The organism is Haloferax gibbonsii ATCC 33959, assembly GCF_000336775.1.
Taxonomy (GTDB): domain Archaea; phylum Halobacteriota; class Halobacteria; order Halobacteriales; family Haloferacaceae; genus Haloferax; species Haloferax gibbonsii.
Map to the genome: position 1 here is coordinate 202,522 of NZ_AOLJ01000015.1, position 16,359 is coordinate 218,880.

Consider the following 16,359-nt stretch of genomic DNA (forward strand, 5'->3'; position numbering starts at 1 on the left):
CCGGTTCCGCCGCCGACGGTGGGAGTTTTAACCCCTGTCGACAGAAAGCGGGGCATGCACGGCGCTCCGTACTGGCAGGCGACGCCGTACACGATTCCAATCGGAGTCGGTGCGGTCCTCTTCGTCGTTCTCGCCGTCTACCTCTTTCGCCACCGGACGGCGCGCCGCCTCGTTCCCGGTTCGACCCTCGGCGCGCTCCTGTTGTTCGCGTCCGGGTTCTGGATGGGGGCGTACGCGCTCGAACTGGCCGTGACGGACTTCTCGACGAAGGTGCTCTTGAACCAACTCGGCTACTTCGGCATCGCGCCGCTCCCGCTCCTGTGGTTCGCCTACGTGATTCGCCACGCGGGCGTGAAACTGGAGTCGCGAGTCGCGTGGGCGGCGCTCGGGTCCGTGCCGGTCGCCGTCGTCGCGCTCGTGCTGACGAACCCGTGGCACGGTCTCATCTGGACCGACCTCTGGCTCAACGCCGACCACGGCTTCGTCATCCTCGTGAACGAACACGGGGCCGCGTTCGCCGGCTTCATCGTCTACGCCTACGTGCTCATCCTGCTCGGCTGTGGTGCGCTCGTCCAGACGAGCGTTCGGTCCGACGGCGTATACCGGAAACAGACGCTCGGCCTCCTCGGCGGCGGCCTGATCCCCGCGGCCGGTGGCCTGGTGTACGTCACCGGGTTGAGTCCGACCCCGGGACTCAACATCCCCGTGCTGGCCTTCTCGGTCGCCTCGGGGGCGGTCGCCTGGAGCGTCTTCCGACACCGGCTGTTCACGCTCGTCCCCGTCGCGTGGGAGTCGGCCGTCGAGTCGATGCACGACGCCGCGCTCGTCCTCGACGGCGACGGGCGCGTCATCGACGTCAACCCCGCGGGCGAGCAGTTCCTCTCGCTTCCCCTCTCGGACGCCTACGGACAGTCCGTCGTGCGCGTTCTCCCCGCGGAACTCGTCAACGCGCTCGACGGCGTTCCGAAGTCCGACGCGGAGGTGGAGACGACGGTCCCGACGGACGACGGCGAGCGCGCCCTCCTCGTGGAGACGACGCCGCTGGGCGACGAGGCGAACATGACGGGGACGCTCGTCCTCGTCCGCGACGTGACCGAACGGGTCGAACGCGAGCGACGGCTCGAACGCCAAAACGAGCGGCTCGACGAGTTCGCGTCGGTCGTCTCCCACGACCTGCGGAATCCGCTCACCGTCGCCCGCGGCTACCTCGAACTCGCGGCCGAGACCGGCGACGAGGAGTACTTCGAGCGAATCGAGGACGCCCACGACCGGATGGAGAACATCATCGAGGACCTGCTCACGCTGGCCCGGGAGGGCGAGACGCTCACCGACGTGACGCCGGTCGCGCTGCGAACGGTCGCACAGGAGGCGTGGGACGGCACGGTCGTCGGCGACGCGACCCTCGACGTTCGGGCCGACCGGACTATCGCCGCCGACCGAGGTCGGCTCCGACAGCTGTTCGAGAACCTGTTTCGGAACGCCGTCGAGCATGGCTCGACGGGCAACCAGACTACGTCTGGTGACGCTGTGGAACACGGTTCCACAGGCAACCGGACTGNGTTTCGGAACGCCGTCGAGCATGGCTCGACGGGCAACCAGACTACGTCTGGTGACGCTGTGGAACACGGTTCCACAGGCAACCGGACTGTGTCCGACGACGCCGTCGAGCACGGGAGCGAAGACGACGACGCGCTCACCGTCGCCGTCGGCGCGCTCGACGGCGGCTTCTACGTCGAAGACGACGGGCCGGGCATTCCGGAGTCCGAGCGAGCGGACGTGTTCGAGCGGGGGTACACGACCCACGAGAACGGGACCGGATTCGGCCTGCCCATCGTCAAGACGATTGCGGACGCCCACGGTTGGTCCGTCAGCCTCGGCGAGTCGGACGCTGGCGGGGCGCGGTTCGAGTTCACCGGCGTCGAGACCGACCCCGAGCCCGCGAACGCGGAGCAGTCGACGAGCGACTGAGCGCGCGACGAGGAGTCGGTTGCGACGTTCGCCACATTTTTATCTGCGATAAGGCAACAGCGGGGCATGGTTACGGTCCGCGCACCCGCCACGAGCGCCAACCTCGGAAGTGGGTTCGATGTCTTCGGCGTGGCTCTCGACCGCCCCGCCGACATCGTTCACGTCGAACGGGCGGACCGGACGACAATCGAAGTGACCGGCGTCGGCAGCCAGTACATCCCGACCGACCCCGACCGGAACGTCGTCGGGGCGGTCGCGGAGGCGCTCGACGCCCCCGCGCACATCCGCATCGACAAGGGCGTCCGCCCGTCGTCCGGACTCGGCTCGTCGGCGGCGAGCTCGGCCGCCGCCGCGGTCGCGCTGAACGAGCTGTACGACCGCGGGCTCTCCCGCGAGGAACTCGTCCCCGTCGCCGCCGAGGGCGAGGCGGTCGTCTCCGGCGAGGCCCACGCCGACAACGTCGCGCCCGCGCTCCTCGGCGGTTTCACCGTCGCGACCGACGAGGGCGTCACGACCGTCGACGCCGACATCCCGCTCGTCGCCTGCCTCCCCGAAATCGCCGTCTCGACCCGCGACGCCCGACGAGTCGTCCCGAGCGACGCCAGCATCGAGGACATGGTCCACACGGTCGGCCGGGCGGCGACCCTCGCGGTCGGGATGTGCCGCCGCGACCCCGACCTCGTCGGCGCGGGGATGCACGACCGCGTCGTCACGCCCGCGCGGGCTGAACTCATCAACGGCTACCACGCGGTCCGCGAGGCCGCCCTCGACGCGGGCGCGTCCGGCGTCACCGTCTCCGGTGCCGGTCCCTCGGTCCTCGGCGTCTGCCAAGCGGCCGACCGCACCCGCGTCGCCGGGGCGATGCTCGAAGCCTTCGACGAAGCGGACGTGGCCGCCCGCGCCTACAAGACGCGAGTCGGCCGCGGCGCTGAAGTATTCGAACTCTGAGTGGTACAGAGAGAACCACTCGCACGCTCGATTTTCGTATTTTCTCGCGTCTGAGCTACTGCAACGCGTTGACGCGGTCGTTGGTAACACGATTCCGAGAAGACTTTTCTCACTATCACGATATATTCGAATCATGGAACGAGCACTCGTCGTCGTCTCCCCCGAAGAACGGTCGCACCGAATCCTCCGCGAGGCCGGCGAACTGGCCGCCGGCAGCGGCGCGGAGCTCATCGTCCTCACGGTTCTCCCGGACGAGGAGTTCGAACGGACCCGCTCGGCGCTCGCCAGCGTCGGCTCCTCGGACGTCGTCTACGGCATCGACCAGGCCATCGAGTCGGCCACCCGTCGCGCCAAGCGCGTCGCCCGCGAGGCGTTCGAGGGACTGGACCTCGATTACCGCATCGTCGCCGACATCGGCCCCGAGGCCGACACCATCCTCGAAACGGCCCGCTGGGAGGGCTGCGACCACCTCTTCATCTCCGGTCGCCGCCGCTCGCCCGCCGGCAAGCTCATCTCCCGGGACCTGACGCAGTCGGTCATGCTCAACTTCGACGGCCCGGTCACCGTCCTCCTCGGCGAGGAGTCGTCGGACGACGCGAAGGGGAAGGGGAAGGGGAAGTCGGGACTCCTCGCCTGAAGCGGGCGGCGCGCCGAGTCGGAAGAAAAATCGAATCGAAAACCGAGACGGCCGGTCGGCGGCGAGCGTCGCCGCGTTAGACGCCGCGGTCCTGCAGCTTGTCCTCGTCGGCCATGCCGACGTTCGCCTCGCCTTTCATGCCCTTGCCGATGCCGGAGGCGATGTCGGCGAGCGTGTCGGGGTCGTCCCAGTTGTTGACGGCCTCGACGATGGCCTCGCCCATCTGTTCCGGGTCCTCCGCGCCGAAGATGCCGGAGCCGACGAAGATGCCGTCGCACTCGTGGTACATCATGAGCGCGGCGTCCGCGGGCGTGGCGATGCCGCCGGCCGCGAAGTTGACGACGGGCAGGCGACCCATCTCGGCCGTCTCGTGGACGAGTTCGGCGGGCGCTTCGTGCTCGCGGGCCCACTTCTCGCGCTCGTCGAAGTTGAGGCCGGTCAGCGACCGAATCTGGTGTTTGATGGTGCGCTGGTGCGTGACCGCCTGGTTCACGTCGCCGGTGCCGGCCTCGCCCTTGGTTCGAATCATCGCCGCGCCCTCGTTGATGCGGCGGAGCGCCTCGGGGAGGTTGCGCGCGCCGCAGACGAACGGCGAGGTGAACTCGCGCTTGTCGATGTGGTAGTCGTTGTCCGCCGGGGTGAGTACCTCGCTCTCGTCTATCATGTCGACGCCGATGGACTCGAGAATCTGCGCCTCGGTGTAGTGGCCGATGCGGGCCTTGCCCATCACCGGGATGGAGACGGCGTCGATGATCTCCGTGACCGTCTCGGGGTCGGCCATCCGGGAGACCCCGCCGCGCTTGCGGATGTCCGCCGGGACGGCTTCGAGCGCCATGACGGCGACCGCGCCGGCCTCTTCCGCGATTTTCGCTTGCTCTGCGTTTACGACGTCCATGATGACGCCGCCCTTCTGCATCTGGGCGAACCCGCGCTTGACGAGTTCGGTCCCGCGCCGAAGCTCCTCCAGGTCGGTCTCCTCTGGCATATCCGTCGCTTGCGACTGGGTTTACTTAAGCGGTCGCTTCCATCCGTCAACCGTTCGCATTCCGCACAGGTCGTGTTTCGCGCTCGGGTCGAGTTGTGGTGATTCTGTTGAACTGCTCGGTTTTTTGACATATGTCGCGTGCAACACTCAGAGGGTGAGTTCAGCACGAGCCAACTCAATGTCTCTCAAGATTTCCCAAAAAGTCGATAAGGATACAGTCACCCTTAGTGATATGGTTCCGCCCTCCACAACACCCGACTTCATACTCGCCGGAATCGCGCTTACCGGTTCGTCATTTTGGCTGTTGTGGACTCGGAAGAACTCACTGAACAAGACGCTCCAGACCCTCGTTACTGTGTTCGCATTAGCCGGCGTAGTCGCGTTGTTGTTCATGACGCTTCATCGATTTGGCTACTTTGATGCAGTCTTGTATCCGAGGTCTGGTTTCTCTGAACCAACTCCACTGTGGCGCGTTCTCCCGGCTATCGGGGCAGAAATAGCGAGTATTCTCGCTCTTTTGTTCGTCATCACCCGGCGCAAGTTAGGTCAGAATTACAGGAATGCAACATCAAACTGAGCCTTCTGTCTCGTGCAACATACGCGCGCTGTATTCAGCACGCCCTCAGTAAACTATCGGCGGCTGAGGACTTCAACAGCGCCGCCAGCGTGATCTCCCAACCGCCGACACCGGCCGCAGTCACCGAGACCGGCATCACTTTTGCATCCCCCCGCTTCGGCGTGGGTATGGACGCGGCGACCCGACTGCGCCGACTGCTCGACGACGACGACCTGCCGGCGGGGACCGACCTCCCGCGGTGGCTCGCACCCCTGCCGGAGTGGCTGGAGAACTTCGGTCTCAACATCGCGTGGCTCGTGGTCGTCATCAACCTCGTCGGGACCGCCTTCGGCTTCTGGTACTACGGCTACCAGTTCAGCATCGAACCGGTCGTGATGTGGCCGCTCGTCCCCGACAGCCCCGTCGCCACGCTGTTCATCGCGCTGTCGCTCGCGCTCTGGAAACTCGGGCGGTCCAACGAGTACGTCAACGCCCTCGCCTTCTTCGGCTGTCTCAAACTCGGGCTGTGGACGCCGTACGTCCTCCTCGTGTTCAAAAGCGACTTCTCGTACCTCCACTGGGCGATGTACAACTTCCTCTTTTGGAGCCACCTCGCCATGGTCGTCGAGGCCTTCCTCATCCAGCGGTACGCCGAGTTCCCGTCGCTCGCCGTCCTCGTCGCGGTCGGCTGGTACGGCCTCAACGACCTCGTGGACTACTTCGTTCCCATCGTGGGCACGCCCCACCACACGCTCATCCCGGCCGAGCCAATCGTCGACGGCGTCGTTCAGCACGTCTCGCCCGCCCACGAGTACGCCGCGGCGGGCGCGGTCCTCCTGACGGTCGCGGCGACGTTCCTCGCGCTCGCGACGCGGGTCGCGAAGCTCGAACGGGGCGGCATCGACTGACCGAGAACCGACGACGCGTCGGCCGACTCGGACGTAGCCTTTTGTCCCGCCGACCCTAACCGACGGGCCATGCGCCTCTTCGACCGCGTGGCCGACCTGCCGCTGACCGTCGAGTCCGTCTCCCGCGACCGCTTCGAGAGCGACACGTCGAGCGGCTTCCTACGCAAGACGACGGTGTTCTCGCTCGCCGGCGACGGCGCGGTCGGCCGCGGCGAGGACGTGACCTACGACACGGAGGACCACGACGCCCTCGCGGACGCCCCCGAGGACGCCTTCGACCTCGCCGGCAGCTACGACTCGTTCGCCGACTTCTCCGCGGCGCTCGACGGGGTCGACCTGTTTCCGACGAAGGTGCCCGAGCGCGAGACGGCCGAACACTACCGGCGCTGGGCGCTCGAATCCGCCGGGCTCGACCTCGCGCTCCGACAGGCCGGCACGGACCTCGCGTCCGCCGTCGACCGCGAGCGTGACCCGCTTCGGTTCGTCGTGAGCACCCGCCTCGGCGACCCGCCGTCGGCCGACCGCGTCGAGATGCTCCTCGACCGCGACCCCGACTGCGAGTTCAAACTCGACCCGACAACTGACTGGCACGATGAGCTTGTGTCGTCGCTCGCCGCCCACGACCGCGTCCGCATCCTCGACCTCAAGGGTCAGTACGAGGGGACCGACGTGGACCAAGCACCCGACCCGGAACTCTACGAGCGCATCCTGTCGGGCTTCCCCGACGCCGTCGTCGAGGACCCGGCGTTCACCGACGAGACGCGCCCGCTGTTCGACGGACACGAGGGCCGCGTCTCGTGGGACGCCCCGATTACCGGCGTCGAATCCGTCGAGAGCCTGCCGTTCGAGCCGTCGTGGCTGAATATCAAGCCCTCGCGGTTCGGCACGGTCGAGTCGCTGTTCGACACCATCGAGTACGCCGACGAACGCGGGATGTCGCTGTACGGCGGCGGCCAGTTCGAACTCGACGTGGGCCGGGACCACATCCAACTGCTCGCGTCGGTGTTCTACCCCGACGGTCCGAACGACGTGGCTCCCGGCGAGTACAACCTTCCCGAGCCGCCGGCGGGACTGCCGACGAGCCCGCTCGAACCGGGCGACGACCCGTCGGGGCTGGAGTTCTAAGAACCGAAACCCGGCCGCTCCAAAGAGACGCGTCGAGGGGTGCGCTGGCCGCGTTACTCGCCTTGCTGTACTTCGAATATCTCGTCGGCGACGAGGCCGTGGGCCTCTTCGTGGACTTTCGCCCCGGCCTCCTTGTTCGGTGCCTCGAAGAGACAGAAGACCGCGCCGTCCTTCTCGTCGACCCAGTAGTGCTTGTAGTTCACTCCGTACTTGCCCTGCGTCTCGAGGTCGGCGCGGTGGGCCTCCGCGACGTCTTTCGCACTTCCCTCTACGTTCCGGTGTACGTCCATGTATAGCGGCATGGTTGCTAGTGTATAGCACGCCAGCGCGGATAATCGTTCTTTATTATTTACCAGAACATCCTGATACAAGTGTCAGACGCCAGCTTAGTCGAGTATTCCCCGGCTCGAACCACACGAGATATATTCAGATGGTCGCCAGATTCGCGACATCGTGACGAACGCCGCATCCGTGCGGTCCGGGGTGAATCGGTTCTCTCCCGTAGCCCGCTTCACCGACGGCTCACTCGTCGCTGTCGGCGTGGGCGCGGACCCACAGCTGGCCGATTCGGGAGAGGCGCGTCCGGTAGGACTTCCCGCGTTCTTCCTGTTCGATGTAGCCCTTGCCGCCGGGGCCGAGGCGGTCGACGTTGTAGATGACCTTCGACCGGAAGGAGTCGGTGTACTCCTCGTTCATCTCGCGGGCGAGCGCCTCCGCGAGTTCGGAGACCGAGCCGAACTCGCCGTGCTCGCCGAGTTTGAACAGGATGACCTCCTCGAACGGTTTGACGTTGGAGAAGGAGGCCACCGGGAGTTCGACGATGTGGCGGCCGTCAATCTGCTTCGCGCCGATGGTCGTCCCGCGCTCGTCGAACTCCGACAGCAGGTCGGAGGTGGCGTCGAGGCGCTCGCGGATGCGGTCGGCGTCGATTTCGCCCGATTCGAGGAGGTCCGAAAGGAGCGCGCGCTCGGTCCGCAACTCCTCGGCGAGTTCGGTTTCGAGGTACTTCTCGGGGGCCGTGTAGTAGGTGTGGATGCGCTCGCGGTCGGCCTGTCGCTCGACCATGATGGAGTGGGCGGCGGTCGCGAACGCGAAGGAGACCGGGCGGGGCATCGCGCTCACGTTGACCCACACCTCGCCGGGTTCGTCGTCGTCGCCGCGGAGTTCGTCGTCGGCGTCGAGTTCGGCGTTGATGAGGTCGTACGCCTGCTCGAACGCCGCGTCGTAGTCGTACACGTCGTCGACGATGACGCGTTCGGTCTCCGCGCCGAGGAGGTTCTCGAAGTCCTTGCCGAGCTTGCCCGAGAGGTTCCGCGAGTACTCGACGTTCGCCTCGCTCCCGACGGCCCCTTCGAGGAGGATGACGCGGTCCACGTCCAACTGATCGCGGATGAGCGGCGCGATGAGTCGGTCGTAGTCGAAGCCGACGGGAACGATGTGCGTCTGCATACGCTATACTCCGTGGGGACGTTTATTAATCTCTTCAAGTGATGTATGTCCACTCGCGCGCCCTGATGATGCCATGCTTCAAATAAGCAGTACTGAGGGAATTTATCATCTGTCGTGAATTTCTATACGATAATGGTCGAGAATATCTTCGTATCAATGTCGATTGTTTTTCTGATAGTCATTGAGTTGAGTGGAATGGCAAAGAGTACAGATATACAGGCCATAGCCAACAATAATCAAGAACAGCTATTATCAGTCATCCCGAATCTTGGGAGATTCACCATAATACATTGTTTGAATGTGTTGTTTTTGGTGATGGGTTATTTACTCGTCTTCCCCGAGTTTTTATCTACAGACTCGCAAGCACTCTCTCTGCTATTAATTCTCACAATTGCACTCCTTCTCGTGCTTCCAATCTTAGAAATCGAGGATTATGACAGGTTCTTCCGTGAACCACAGGTTGCCGATTCACTCGCCATCCACGCCATAATGTCTGTGTCATTAACAATTCTCATTCCAATTTTGCTAGTATTTACCGTAGGATTGACCGAGATTGGAATAGTCTCTATGGGATCCAATATAATATCAATTCTTTTTCAGCTACTATTGGTTGCAACTGTTGTCTTCGGGACTCTCAAATTTTTAAGCGATCTACGATCAGAGTTGAGAGAATCAGAGAAACAGGATCAACCACAGATTGCCTCGTAATGTAGTCAGAAACCACCAGTATCACTCATATCTATTTGTCCGTTCCCACGCCAGCCACGCCACCACGCCGCCGACGAACGCGACGCCGAGATTCACCGCGACGCCGACGAGGCCGATAGCGACCACGAGGGGGTAGCCGTCCGCGCGGGTCAGGCTGGTCAGGCTCGTCCGCGCCAGTTGCAGGCCGATAATCGCCAGGATGACGCCGAGCATGGCGACCGGGTAGGCGGCGACCACGTCCACGGCGAACAGGGCGACGAGGACGTAGCCGACGCCGAGAATCACGTTCGCGCCGGCGGTCCGCGCGCCGAAGGCGTACTTGCCGGCGACGCCGCCGCTGCCGTGGCACATCGGAAAGCCGCCGAGGGGGACCGCGAGGAGGTTCATCGCGCCCATGCTGGTGGCGAGTTCGTCGGCGGAGACGTCGCGGTCGAAGTAGTCCGCGAGCAGGACCGACGTGGCGAGCGCGGCGTTGCCGACGGTCATCGCCAACTGGGCGACTGCGGCCTCCGCGACGGAGAACGAGAGGTTGTCGAGCGAGAGCAGTCGGGCGTCGCCGACCGACGGGACCGCGAGCGACAGGTGTCCAACGTCGGCGACGGCGACCGCGCCGCCGACCGCGAGGACGGCGAGGGCGCTCAGGTTCGAGCGCTTGGTGAGCAGGGCGACGGCGGCGACAGCGACCGCGAGGCCGGCGAGCGGGAGGTCGCCCGCGCCGAGTTCGAGGCCGGTCGAGAGGAGGACGAGCGCGACGCCGAACTGGACGCCGCGGACGACCGGCGCGCCGATGTAGCGGCTCACGCGGTCGAGCGAGCGCGTTCGGCCGATAGCGAGGAGGACGACGCCGAGGCCGAACCCGGCGAGGAGCGCCTCGCCGGTCGTGACCGTCTCGGCGAGGACGAGCGCCGCCAGCGCCTTCATCGGTTCGACCGACAGCGGGACCGCGTAGTACAGCCCCCAGACGACCTGAAACACGCCGAACCAGACGAGCACGACGGCCAGCGAGAGGTCGGTCAGGCGGGCGACGGCGACGACGATGGGGAGGACCGTAACCGAATCTCCCACCGCGCCGGTGAACTCGTGCCACGAGAAGTCCACCGCGAGTTCGTCGCCGTACGGGAACGAGACACCCATCGGATGGTGGTTCCGCCCCGACGGGGAAATGTATTTGCGTAATCGAGAGACGCGACAGTCGGCGACGAGAGAAACCGAAATCAATTACGCAGTCGCCTGCGGGCGTCGAAGCCGCCGTCACTCGAACGTCGAGAGGTCGAAGTGGACGCCGCCGCGGAGGTAATCGATGCCCATGAACAGCATCAGGGGGGCGAGCAGGAGCGCGGACAGCCCGCCGAAGTAGGGGTCGCCGCGGGCGTCGAGGACGGACGAGAGGCCGTTGGCGAGCACGGCCAACCCGAAGCAGACGTAGCCCGCGCCTGCGACGACGTGCCACCGGAGCGTCGTCGACCCGAGAGCGACCGATTCGCGGATGCCGGCGACGACCAACAGCACGCCGGCGGCGGTGAACAGCGCGAACCGGGCGAACGAAAGCGGGTGAGCGGGCGCGCCGAGAAGCACGAGGCCGACGGCGATGAGCAGGTCGAACACCCCGACGACGGCGAGGAATCGGCGGTCCATGTGCGCCCGTCTCGGCGGGGATATGAAAATCTGACTACAGCTTCGTGGACGGCCGGCGGCGAACGCGACGACCGCTCACTGCGTCGCCGACAGGTCGGCCGAGTCGACGACGGTTGCGAACTCCCGGTTCAGGTGCGCCAGCGCGGTGCGGTGCATCTCGTCGGCCGAGAAGCGCTCGCCGTCGTGACCCTCGCGGTCGAACGTCGCGGCCGCGTCCGCGGGGAGGTACACGTCGAAGCCGAGGTTCTCGGCCATCCGCGCCGTCGTCGAGACGCAGTGGTCGGTCGTGAGGCCGCAGACGACGAGCGTCGAGTAGTCGCGCTCGCGGAGCCACGCTTCGAGGTCGGTGCCGATGAAGCCGCTGTTGACGCGCTTCGTGAACACCGGTTCGCCGTCGACGGGTTCGGCCTCGGGTTTCCACGCGAAGCCCTCGCCGTCGCGCCGGAGCGGCGAGTCGGGTTCGGTGGAGTCGTGGCGGACGTGGACGACCGGGCGGTCGGTCGCGCGCCACGCCGCGAGCAGGTCGGCGACGCGCGCTTCCATCTCGGGGTTGTTGCGGTCGCCCCACGCCGGGTCGTCGAAGCCGACCTGCATGTCGACGCAGACGAGGACGGCGTCGGCCGGGAGGTCGGCGGCGGTCATCGGCCGGCCCTCGAATTGGCGGCCGTCATCAGTCGTCCGCCGGGGCCATCGGCACCTTCGGGTGCTCGCGCGTGATGCGAATCGGGCACTCGTCGGGCGCTTGCGACTCGTCCGACGAGAACATGTACTGCGGCCACTCGCGGTCGCCCTCGACGCCCCAGTCGCCGAGGTCGGCGTGGGGGCAGACCCCGTCGTACTCCTCGATGCGGCCCTGAATGACCTCGCGGGCCTTCTGGCCGGCCTCGGTGTCGGCGGTGATGCCGTCGAACAGCGCGCGCGGCTGGAACGTGATTTCGAGGCCCCACGGGCAGTAGCGGCTGACACGCTCGTCGTAGAACGGCGCGCGGGTCGTCGGGAACATCGGTTCGCCGCCGAAGGAGAACTCCCACGTCGGGTCGTCGGGGTCGGTCGGGATGTCCGCCGGCCACGGCTCGGGGTCGTTGACGTGGAGGAACTGGAGGACGTGCCAGAGGTGTTCGTGGTAGTCGGCCTCGGTGAGGTCTTCCGCCGGCGGCTTGAAGAACGCGACGAGCGAGCACGCCTCGGAGTAGTCCGGGTACACGTCGAGGTATTCGAGGAGGGTGTCGCGGAGCGCCAACAGCGCGTCTTTGTCGGTCATCGAATCCACGAAGGTGTAGAGGGCGTCGCCGTTGCGCTCGGACTCGATGCCGAAGTAACACGGGAACGGCGCGCCGTCGCGGTCGCCGAGCATCGTCTCGCGGAACGTCTCGTAGTGCTGTCTCGCCCAGTCGGGGAGGTCGCCGTCGTCGAGGCGGCGGCGGAGCACGTCCTGCTCCATGAGCACTTGGTGGCCCGACTCGTTCATGCGCGTCAATTGGATTCAGCGGCTTTGAGGGTTCGGGTTCGGGGGGCGAACACGACCCTCGAAACGACGGGTGACGGCCCTCGTCGCCATCCGCGAAGCCGCCGTCGTCCCCGGCCTCAGAGCGGGCGGTCGAGTTTCAGGTACCGCGTCTCGTACCCCATCGACTCGTAACACGACCGGGCGGCGTCGTTGTCGGCGTGGACGCTCAGCGCGGCCCGCTCGCACCCGCGGTCGCGGCCCCACTCGTGGGCCCGTTCGAGGAGTTCCGTGCCGACGCCCTCGCCCCGCGCTTCGGGTGCGACGTAGAGCTCTTTCACCTTGGCGACCGACCCGCGGGCGAACACCGGCGGGGAGTCGGCGTCGGCGACCGTGACGTAGCCCCGGAGCGACCGCTCGGCGGAGTCCGATTCCGCGCCCGCGGCCGCGACGGCGACGAACATTCGAGTGTTCTCGGCTTCCGCCTGCTCAGTCCGGTAGTCGAGCGCCTCGGCCCGCACGTCCGCGTCCTCGGCCAGCGCGTCGTGGTCGTCGATGTCACCCATCTCCTCGGCGAACGGGAGCCACAGGTCGTCAACCAGCGCGTCCACCTCGTCGGCCCGGAGCGGTCGAATCTGCATGAGTCACCGACGACTCGTGGGAATGTCAAAAGAGTAACTGTGTTGGGCGTTCGGGGCGATTCGCCGCGCCGGCCACGCTCGAATCGGGGCACGACCGGCGCGTCCGTCTCACTCGATTTCGAGGCCGCCGGCGTCGGCTCCGTCGTCCGCGCCCTCGTCCCACTCCAGTTCGAACTCGATGCTCAGTTCGTAGGGGCCGCCCGCGGGGCCCTCGCGCTCGGCTTTCACCTCGAACGTCGGCGACGCGGGCGGCTCCATCGTGACGGTCTGGTCGCCGGACTTCAGCGTAATCGGCTCGCCCGCGTCGAGCTTGTCGGCGACGGTTCGGAGATACGACGCGATTTCCGCTCGCGCCTGTCGGTTCTCGGATTTGAAGAGCACTTCTTCGGGCATGGACCGTAGGTTACACCCGCAGGGGGTTAAGCTTCGTTGCGGTGACGAAACCGACGGGAGAGACAGCGCCGACGGGTCAGTCGGCCCGGAGGCCGTCGGTGAAGCGGGACTGGTTCTCCTCGGGCGCGGCGGCGGTCATCGCGGAGACGCCGACGGTCAGGACCGCGGACAGCGCCATCCCCCAGAGGGCGTAGTCCCACGTGAGGTAGGTCGCGCCGAACAGCGTCATCGACCCGACCTCTATCGCGGGGACGAACACGTGGGCGAGGTAGAACGCCTGCGAGCCGAGGACGCCGGCGAACATGCCCGTTCGGGTCGTCCTCGCCCAGTAGAGCGCGACGATGACCGGCAGGGCCATCTGGGCGAACCCGCCGAAGGCGGTGTCGCCGACCGAGACGAGCGTGCCGGGCCGGAACAGGCTGGCGACGAAGGTGAGCGTGGCGAACAGGGCGACGCCGATGCGGGCGAGCCACGCCTCGCGGGCCTCGCTCGCGTCGGGGTTGACGAAGGGGCGGTAGAGGTCGCGGGTGAAGTACGACGACCCGGAGAGGAGCATCGAGTCGGACGACGACATCATCGCGGCCATCGCGCCGGCGATGACGAGCGCGGCGAACCACACCGGCGTGTACTCGTTGAGGAGCACGGGGAGGACGTTCGCGCCCTCGGGCACGGAGATGCCGAGGCCGGCGGCCCACGTGCCGAGGATGAACGCGGGCACGAACAGCAGAACGACGAGGACGGGCCACAGGGCGAACGAGCGCTTGAGGACGGCGCTCGACTTGGCGACGAAGAAGCGCTGGTTTATCTGCGGGAACATCGCCACGCCGAAGGCGATGGTGACGGCCGACGAGATGATGAACTGCGGCGAGTAGACGCCGCCGCCGAGCGAGAGGAACTCGGGGTTGTTCGTCGCGAGGGCGTTCGAGAGCGCCGTGGGGCCGCCGGCCGCGGTGGCGACCCAGCCGACCGCGAGCCAGACGACGCCGAGCATGAACAGCCCCTGGAGGGTGTCGGTCCACGCGACGCCGCGGAGCCCCGCGATGACGACGTAGGCGATCATGAACACCGTGATACCGGCCGCGCCGGCCCAGTACGGGACCATCCCGTTCGTCAGGCCGACGATGGCCTCGCCCGCGCCCATCTGCTGGAGCATCACGTACGGGAACAGCCAAAACAGGCTGATACCGGCGACGACGGCGCGCAGGCGGGTCGAGCCGAAGCGGTCGCCGAGCATCTCGCCGAGGGTGACGTAGCCGTGGGCGCGGCCGACGAGCCACTGTTTGTAGCCGACGACGTACCAGAGGATGGCGAACAGCACGCCGTCCATGACGCCCATCACGAGAATCCACTCGGGGCCGGCGCGGTAGGCGAGGTCGGGGCCGCCGAAGAACGTAAACGCCGACAGGAGCGTCGCGAACGTCGTAAACAGGAGGACGACGGTCCCGATGGAGCGACCGGCGAGGTAGTAGTCCTCGGCGTCGCGGCTGGTCAGGCGGTAGGCGAGTAAACCGACCGCGAGCGCGACCACGAGGTACGCGCCCACGACGCCGAGTTGGATACCGAGCGCCGAGACCATCAGCGACCCTCCCCGACGATGCCGCGGTCCCACGCCGTCCGGGCGAACAGGTGGAAGACGACTGCGGTCAGCCCCATCCAGCCGATGTGCCACCAGAGCCACAGCGGCAGGCCGGCGAAGACCCTGCTGTCGCCCCAGAGGAACCACGGAACGGCGAACGTCACGAGGATTGCGAAGACGGCAACCCAGCGGTAGTCGATGCGCACTCGCGTCATTCGTAGGAACGATAATCGACAACGAGGCGTAAATCTTACTCTATCGACCTACGTTGCCCCTCATTGAAGAACTATTTTCTTCAACAGAGGCGGTCGAACGACGGGAACCACCCACGGACGCGCACGCGACAGAGGCGACGCGGAGGGCGGGGTCGTCCGCGGGCGAATCGGCCGCCGGAACAGTTTCCAGCGGCGCGTGCGACCGGAGACACATGGACTTCGGTATTCAGCTGTACTCGCTTCGCGAGCTCGACGAACCGACGTCGGCGCTCGTCCGACGCGCCGCGGACGCCGGCTTCGACGGCGTGGAGTTCGCGGGCGTCGACGACGCGGCGGCGGTCCGCGCGGCCCTCGACGGGACCGGACTGGGCGTCCCCGCGGCCCACGTCCCCATCGAGGACCTCGAAGCCGACCTCGACGCGGTCTGCGAGCGGTACGGCGCGCTCGGCGTCGAGACGCTCGTGGTTCCGTATCTCCCGCCGGAGGCGTTCGCCGACGCCGACGCGGTGGACGAGACCGCACACCGGCTGGACGACCTGACCGCGAAGTGCGACGAGCGGGGCGTCAGACTGCTCTACCACAACCACGACCACGAACTCGCCGCGGTCGAGGGCGAACCCGCGCTCGACCGATTGGCCGAGGAGTCCGGCGTCGGTTTCGAACTCGACCTCGCGTGGATTCTCGCCGCCGGCTACGACCCCGTCGCGTACCTCGACCGCTACGCCGACCGGACCCCGGTCGTCCACCTGAAGGACGTCGTCCGCGAGGCCGACGCGGAGCGCGGCGGCCGACCCGTCTCGCTCGGCGAGGGAGAACTCGACATCGACCGCTGTCTCGCGGCCGCGCGCGAGGGGTTCGTCGAGTGGGCCGTCGCCGAACACGACTTCCCCGAGGACCCGTCGGCGTTCTGCCGGGACGCGGGCGAGTTCGTCGCGGCGCACCGAACCGACGAGGAAGCGTGACAAATTACGTGGTCGGGCGAAACGGCGGGAGAGCGACGATTCGCCGGCGTTTCGCGGGGCACGGAGTCGGAGTCGAACGGCCCGCGAGCGTTCGAATCGTCGGCCACGATAGATATTTCCCTCGGGCGCAACTTATATAATGACGTTCGTGGGTCCGGCCCATGACATCATCACAATCATCACATCACCACCCCCAACGGGGTGACTTC

Annotated in this window: 19 protein-coding genes; 8 read left to right on the forward strand and 11 right to left on the reverse strand. The window is 66.5% G+C overall.

Annotation, left to right across the window (positions count from 1 at the left end; all coding sequences use genetic code 11):
* Nucleotides 1-54: 54 nt before the first annotated feature.
* The 3 genes from C454_RS10630 (at nt 55) to C454_RS10640 (ending at nt 3,553) form a co-directional block, all read left to right on the forward strand.
* Nucleotides 55-1,968, forward strand: coding sequence for a histidine kinase N-terminal 7TM domain-containing protein (locus C454_RS10630; protein ID WP_004975425.1), 1,914 nt, complete (start codon nt 55-57; stop codon nt 1,966-1,968).
* Between the two features lie 66 nt (nt 1,969-2,034).
* Nucleotides 2,035-2,916, forward strand: coding sequence for a homoserine kinase (locus C454_RS10635; RefSeq protein WP_004975427.1), 882 nt, complete (start codon nt 2,035-2,037; stop codon nt 2,914-2,916).
* Nucleotides 2,917-3,049: 133 nt separating this feature from the next.
* A complete protein-coding gene (locus C454_RS10640; protein ID WP_004975429.1) occupies nt 3,050-3,553 on the forward strand; it encodes a universal stress protein in 504 nt (167 codons plus the stop codon).
* Nucleotides 3,554-3,629: 76 nt separating this feature from the next.
* On the opposite strand, the gene pdxS is transcribed toward C454_RS10640, so the two are convergent.
* Nucleotides 3,630-4,538, reverse strand: coding sequence for a pyridoxal 5'-phosphate synthase lyase subunit PdxS (gene pdxS / locus C454_RS10645; RefSeq protein ID WP_004975431.1), 909 nt, complete (start codon nt 4,536-4,538; stop codon nt 3,630-3,632).
* 178 nt (nt 4,539-4,716) lie between these two features.
* On the opposite strand from pdxS, the gene C454_RS19815 reads away from it, so the two are divergent.
* The 3 genes from C454_RS19815 to C454_RS10655 all read left to right on the forward strand — a co-directional run bounded on the left by C454_RS19815 (nt 4,717) and on the right by C454_RS10655 (nt 7,127).
* Nucleotides 4,717-5,115 (forward strand): hypothetical protein, encoded by a 399-nt coding sequence (locus C454_RS19815; protein WP_081605208.1) that lies wholly within the window; start codon nt 4,717-4,719, stop codon nt 5,113-5,115.
* Between the two features lie 167 nt (nt 5,116-5,282).
* Complete coding sequence (locus C454_RS10650) at nt 5,283-6,002, forward strand: DUF1405 domain-containing protein (protein WP_004975433.1); 720 nt, start codon at nt 5,283-5,285, stop codon at nt 6,000-6,002.
* A gap of 69 nt (nt 6,003-6,071) precedes the next feature.
* Nucleotides 6,072-7,127 carry a hypothetical protein gene (locus tag C454_RS10655; RefSeq protein ID WP_004975435.1) on the forward strand — a complete coding sequence of 352 codons (1,056 nt, stop codon included), beginning with the start codon at nt 6,072-6,074 and terminating at the stop codon, nt 7,125-7,127.
* A gap of 53 nt (nt 7,128-7,180) precedes the next feature.
* On the opposite strand, the gene C454_RS10660 is transcribed toward C454_RS10655, so the two are convergent.
* A complete protein-coding gene (locus C454_RS10660; protein WP_147299488.1) occupies nt 7,181-7,429 on the reverse strand; it encodes a DUF4242 domain-containing protein in 249 nt (82 codons plus the stop codon).
* Nucleotides 7,430-7,649: 220 nt separating this feature from the next.
* Complete coding sequence (locus C454_RS10665; protein WP_004975440.1) at nt 7,650-8,576, reverse strand: HFX_2341 family transcriptional regulator; 927 nt, start codon at nt 8,574-8,576, stop codon at nt 7,650-7,652.
* Nucleotides 8,577-8,708: 132 nt separating this feature from the next.
* Here C454_RS10665 and C454_RS10670 point away from each other — a divergent pair, with 132 nt between their 5' ends.
* Nucleotides 8,709-9,284, forward strand: coding sequence for a hypothetical protein (locus C454_RS10670; RefSeq protein ID WP_004975442.1), 576 nt, complete (start codon nt 8,709-8,711; stop codon nt 9,282-9,284).
* Nucleotides 9,285-9,305: 21 nt separating this feature from the next.
* Here the strand turns inward: C454_RS10670 and C454_RS10675 are convergent, their stop codons facing one another.
* The 8 genes from C454_RS10675 to C454_RS10710 all read right to left on the reverse strand — a co-directional run bounded on the left by C454_RS10675 (nt 9,306) and on the right by C454_RS10710 (nt 15,188).
* Complete coding sequence (locus C454_RS10675; RefSeq protein WP_004975443.1) at nt 9,306-10,418, reverse strand: putative sulfate/molybdate transporter; 1,113 nt, start codon at nt 10,416-10,418, stop codon at nt 9,306-9,308.
* Between the two features lie 117 nt (nt 10,419-10,535).
* Complete coding sequence (locus tag C454_RS10680) at nt 10,536-10,919, reverse strand: hypothetical protein (RefSeq protein ID WP_004975446.1); 384 nt, start codon at nt 10,917-10,919, stop codon at nt 10,536-10,538.
* A 75-nt stretch (nt 10,920-10,994) separates the two neighbouring features.
* On the reverse strand, nt 10,995-11,561 hold the full coding sequence (locus C454_RS10685; protein WP_004975448.1) for a cysteine hydrolase family protein: 567 nt from the start codon (nt 11,559-11,561) through the stop codon (nt 10,995-10,997).
* Nucleotides 11,562-11,589: 28 nt separating this feature from the next.
* Nucleotides 11,590-12,387 carry a YqcI/YcgG family protein gene (locus C454_RS10690; RefSeq protein ID WP_004975452.1) on the reverse strand — a complete coding sequence of 266 codons (798 nt, stop codon included), beginning with the start codon at nt 12,385-12,387 and terminating at the stop codon, nt 11,590-11,592.
* Between the two features lie 116 nt (nt 12,388-12,503).
* Nucleotides 12,504-13,004: a GNAT family N-acetyltransferase gene (locus tag C454_RS10695; protein ID WP_004975454.1), complete on the reverse strand. Its 501-nt coding sequence runs from the start codon at nt 13,002-13,004 to the stop codon at nt 12,504-12,506.
* A 108-nt stretch (nt 13,005-13,112) separates the two neighbouring features.
* Complete coding sequence (locus C454_RS10700; protein WP_004975456.1) at nt 13,113-13,397, reverse strand: amphi-Trp domain-containing protein; 285 nt, start codon at nt 13,395-13,397, stop codon at nt 13,113-13,115.
* Between the two features lie 76 nt (nt 13,398-13,473).
* A complete protein-coding gene (locus C454_RS10705) occupies nt 13,474-14,973 on the reverse strand; it encodes a sodium:solute symporter family protein (protein ID WP_004975458.1) in 1,500 nt (499 codons plus the stop codon).
* Entirely contained in the window at nt 14,973-15,188 is a 216-nt protein-coding gene (locus tag C454_RS10710; protein WP_004975459.1) for a DUF3311 domain-containing protein, read from the reverse strand. The genes C454_RS10705 and C454_RS10710 overlap by 1 nt, the downstream gene beginning before the upstream one ends.
* 212 nt (nt 15,189-15,400) lie before the next feature.
* On the opposite strand from C454_RS10710, the gene C454_RS10715 reads away from it, so the two are divergent.
* Nucleotides 15,401-16,150, forward strand: coding sequence for a sugar phosphate isomerase/epimerase family protein (locus tag C454_RS10715; RefSeq protein ID WP_004975462.1), 750 nt, complete (start codon nt 15,401-15,403; stop codon nt 16,148-16,150).
* The last annotated feature ends 209 nt before the right edge of the window (nt 16,151-16,359 follow it).

Bases quoted from the DNA above. Each gene is read 5' to 3' on its own strand.
- C454_RS10685 (WP_004975448.1), bottom strand. From the start codon at position 11,561: ATGACCGCCGCCGACCTCCCGGCCGACGCCGTCCTCGTCTGCGTCGAC.
- C454_RS10660 (WP_147299488.1), bottom strand. From the start codon at position 7,429: ATGCCGCTATACATGGACGTACACCGGAACGTAGAGGGAAGTGCGAAA.
- C454_RS10715 (WP_004975462.1), top strand. From the start codon at position 15,401: ATGGACTTCGGTATTCAGCTGTACTCGCTTCGCGAGCTCGACGAACCG.
- C454_RS10700 (WP_004975456.1), bottom strand. From the start codon at position 13,397: ATGCCCGAAGAAGTGCTCTTCAAATCCGAGAACCGACAGGCGCGAGCG.
- C454_RS10705 (WP_004975458.1), bottom strand. From the start codon at position 14,973: ATGGTCTCGGCGCTCGGTATCCAACTCGGCGTCGTGGGCGCGTACCTC.
- C454_RS10690 (WP_004975452.1), bottom strand. From the start codon at position 12,387: ATGAACGAGTCGGGCCACCAAGTGCTCATGGAGCAGGACGTGCTCCGC.
- C454_RS10635 (WP_004975427.1), top strand. From the start codon at position 2,035: ATGGTTACGGTCCGCGCACCCGCCACGAGCGCCAACCTCGGAAGTGGG.
- C454_RS10670 (WP_004975442.1), top strand. From the start codon at position 8,709: ATGGTCGAGAATATCTTCGTATCAATGTCGATTGTTTTTCTGATAGTC.
- C454_RS19815 (WP_081605208.1), top strand. From the start codon at position 4,717: ATGTCTCTCAAGATTTCCCAAAAAGTCGATAAGGATACAGTCACCCTT.
- C454_RS10710 (WP_004975459.1), bottom strand. From the start codon at position 15,188: ATGACGCGAGTGCGCATCGACTACCGCTGGGTTGCCGTCTTCGCAATC.
- C454_RS10675 (WP_004975443.1), bottom strand. From the start codon at position 10,418: ATGGGTGTCTCGTTCCCGTACGGCGACGAACTCGCGGTGGACTTCTCG.
- C454_RS10640 (WP_004975429.1), top strand. From the start codon at position 3,050: ATGGAACGAGCACTCGTCGTCGTCTCCCCCGAAGAACGGTCGCACCGA.
- C454_RS10650 (WP_004975433.1), top strand. From the start codon at position 5,283: ATGGACGCGGCGACCCGACTGCGCCGACTGCTCGACGACGACGACCTG.
- C454_RS10655 (WP_004975435.1), top strand. From the start codon at position 6,072: ATGCGCCTCTTCGACCGCGTGGCCGACCTGCCGCTGACCGTCGAGTCC.
- C454_RS10695 (WP_004975454.1), bottom strand. From the start codon at position 13,004: ATGCAGATTCGACCGCTCCGGGCCGACGAGGTGGACGCGCTGGTTGAC.
- C454_RS10680 (WP_004975446.1), bottom strand. From the start codon at position 10,919: ATGGACCGCCGATTCCTCGCCGTCGTCGGGGTGTTCGACCTGCTCATC.
- C454_RS10665 (WP_004975440.1), bottom strand. From the start codon at position 8,576: ATGCAGACGCACATCGTTCCCGTCGGCTTCGACTACGACCGACTCATC.
- pdxS (WP_004975431.1), bottom strand. From the start codon at position 4,538: ATGCCAGAGGAGACCGACCTGGAGGAGCTTCGGCGCGGGACCGAACTC.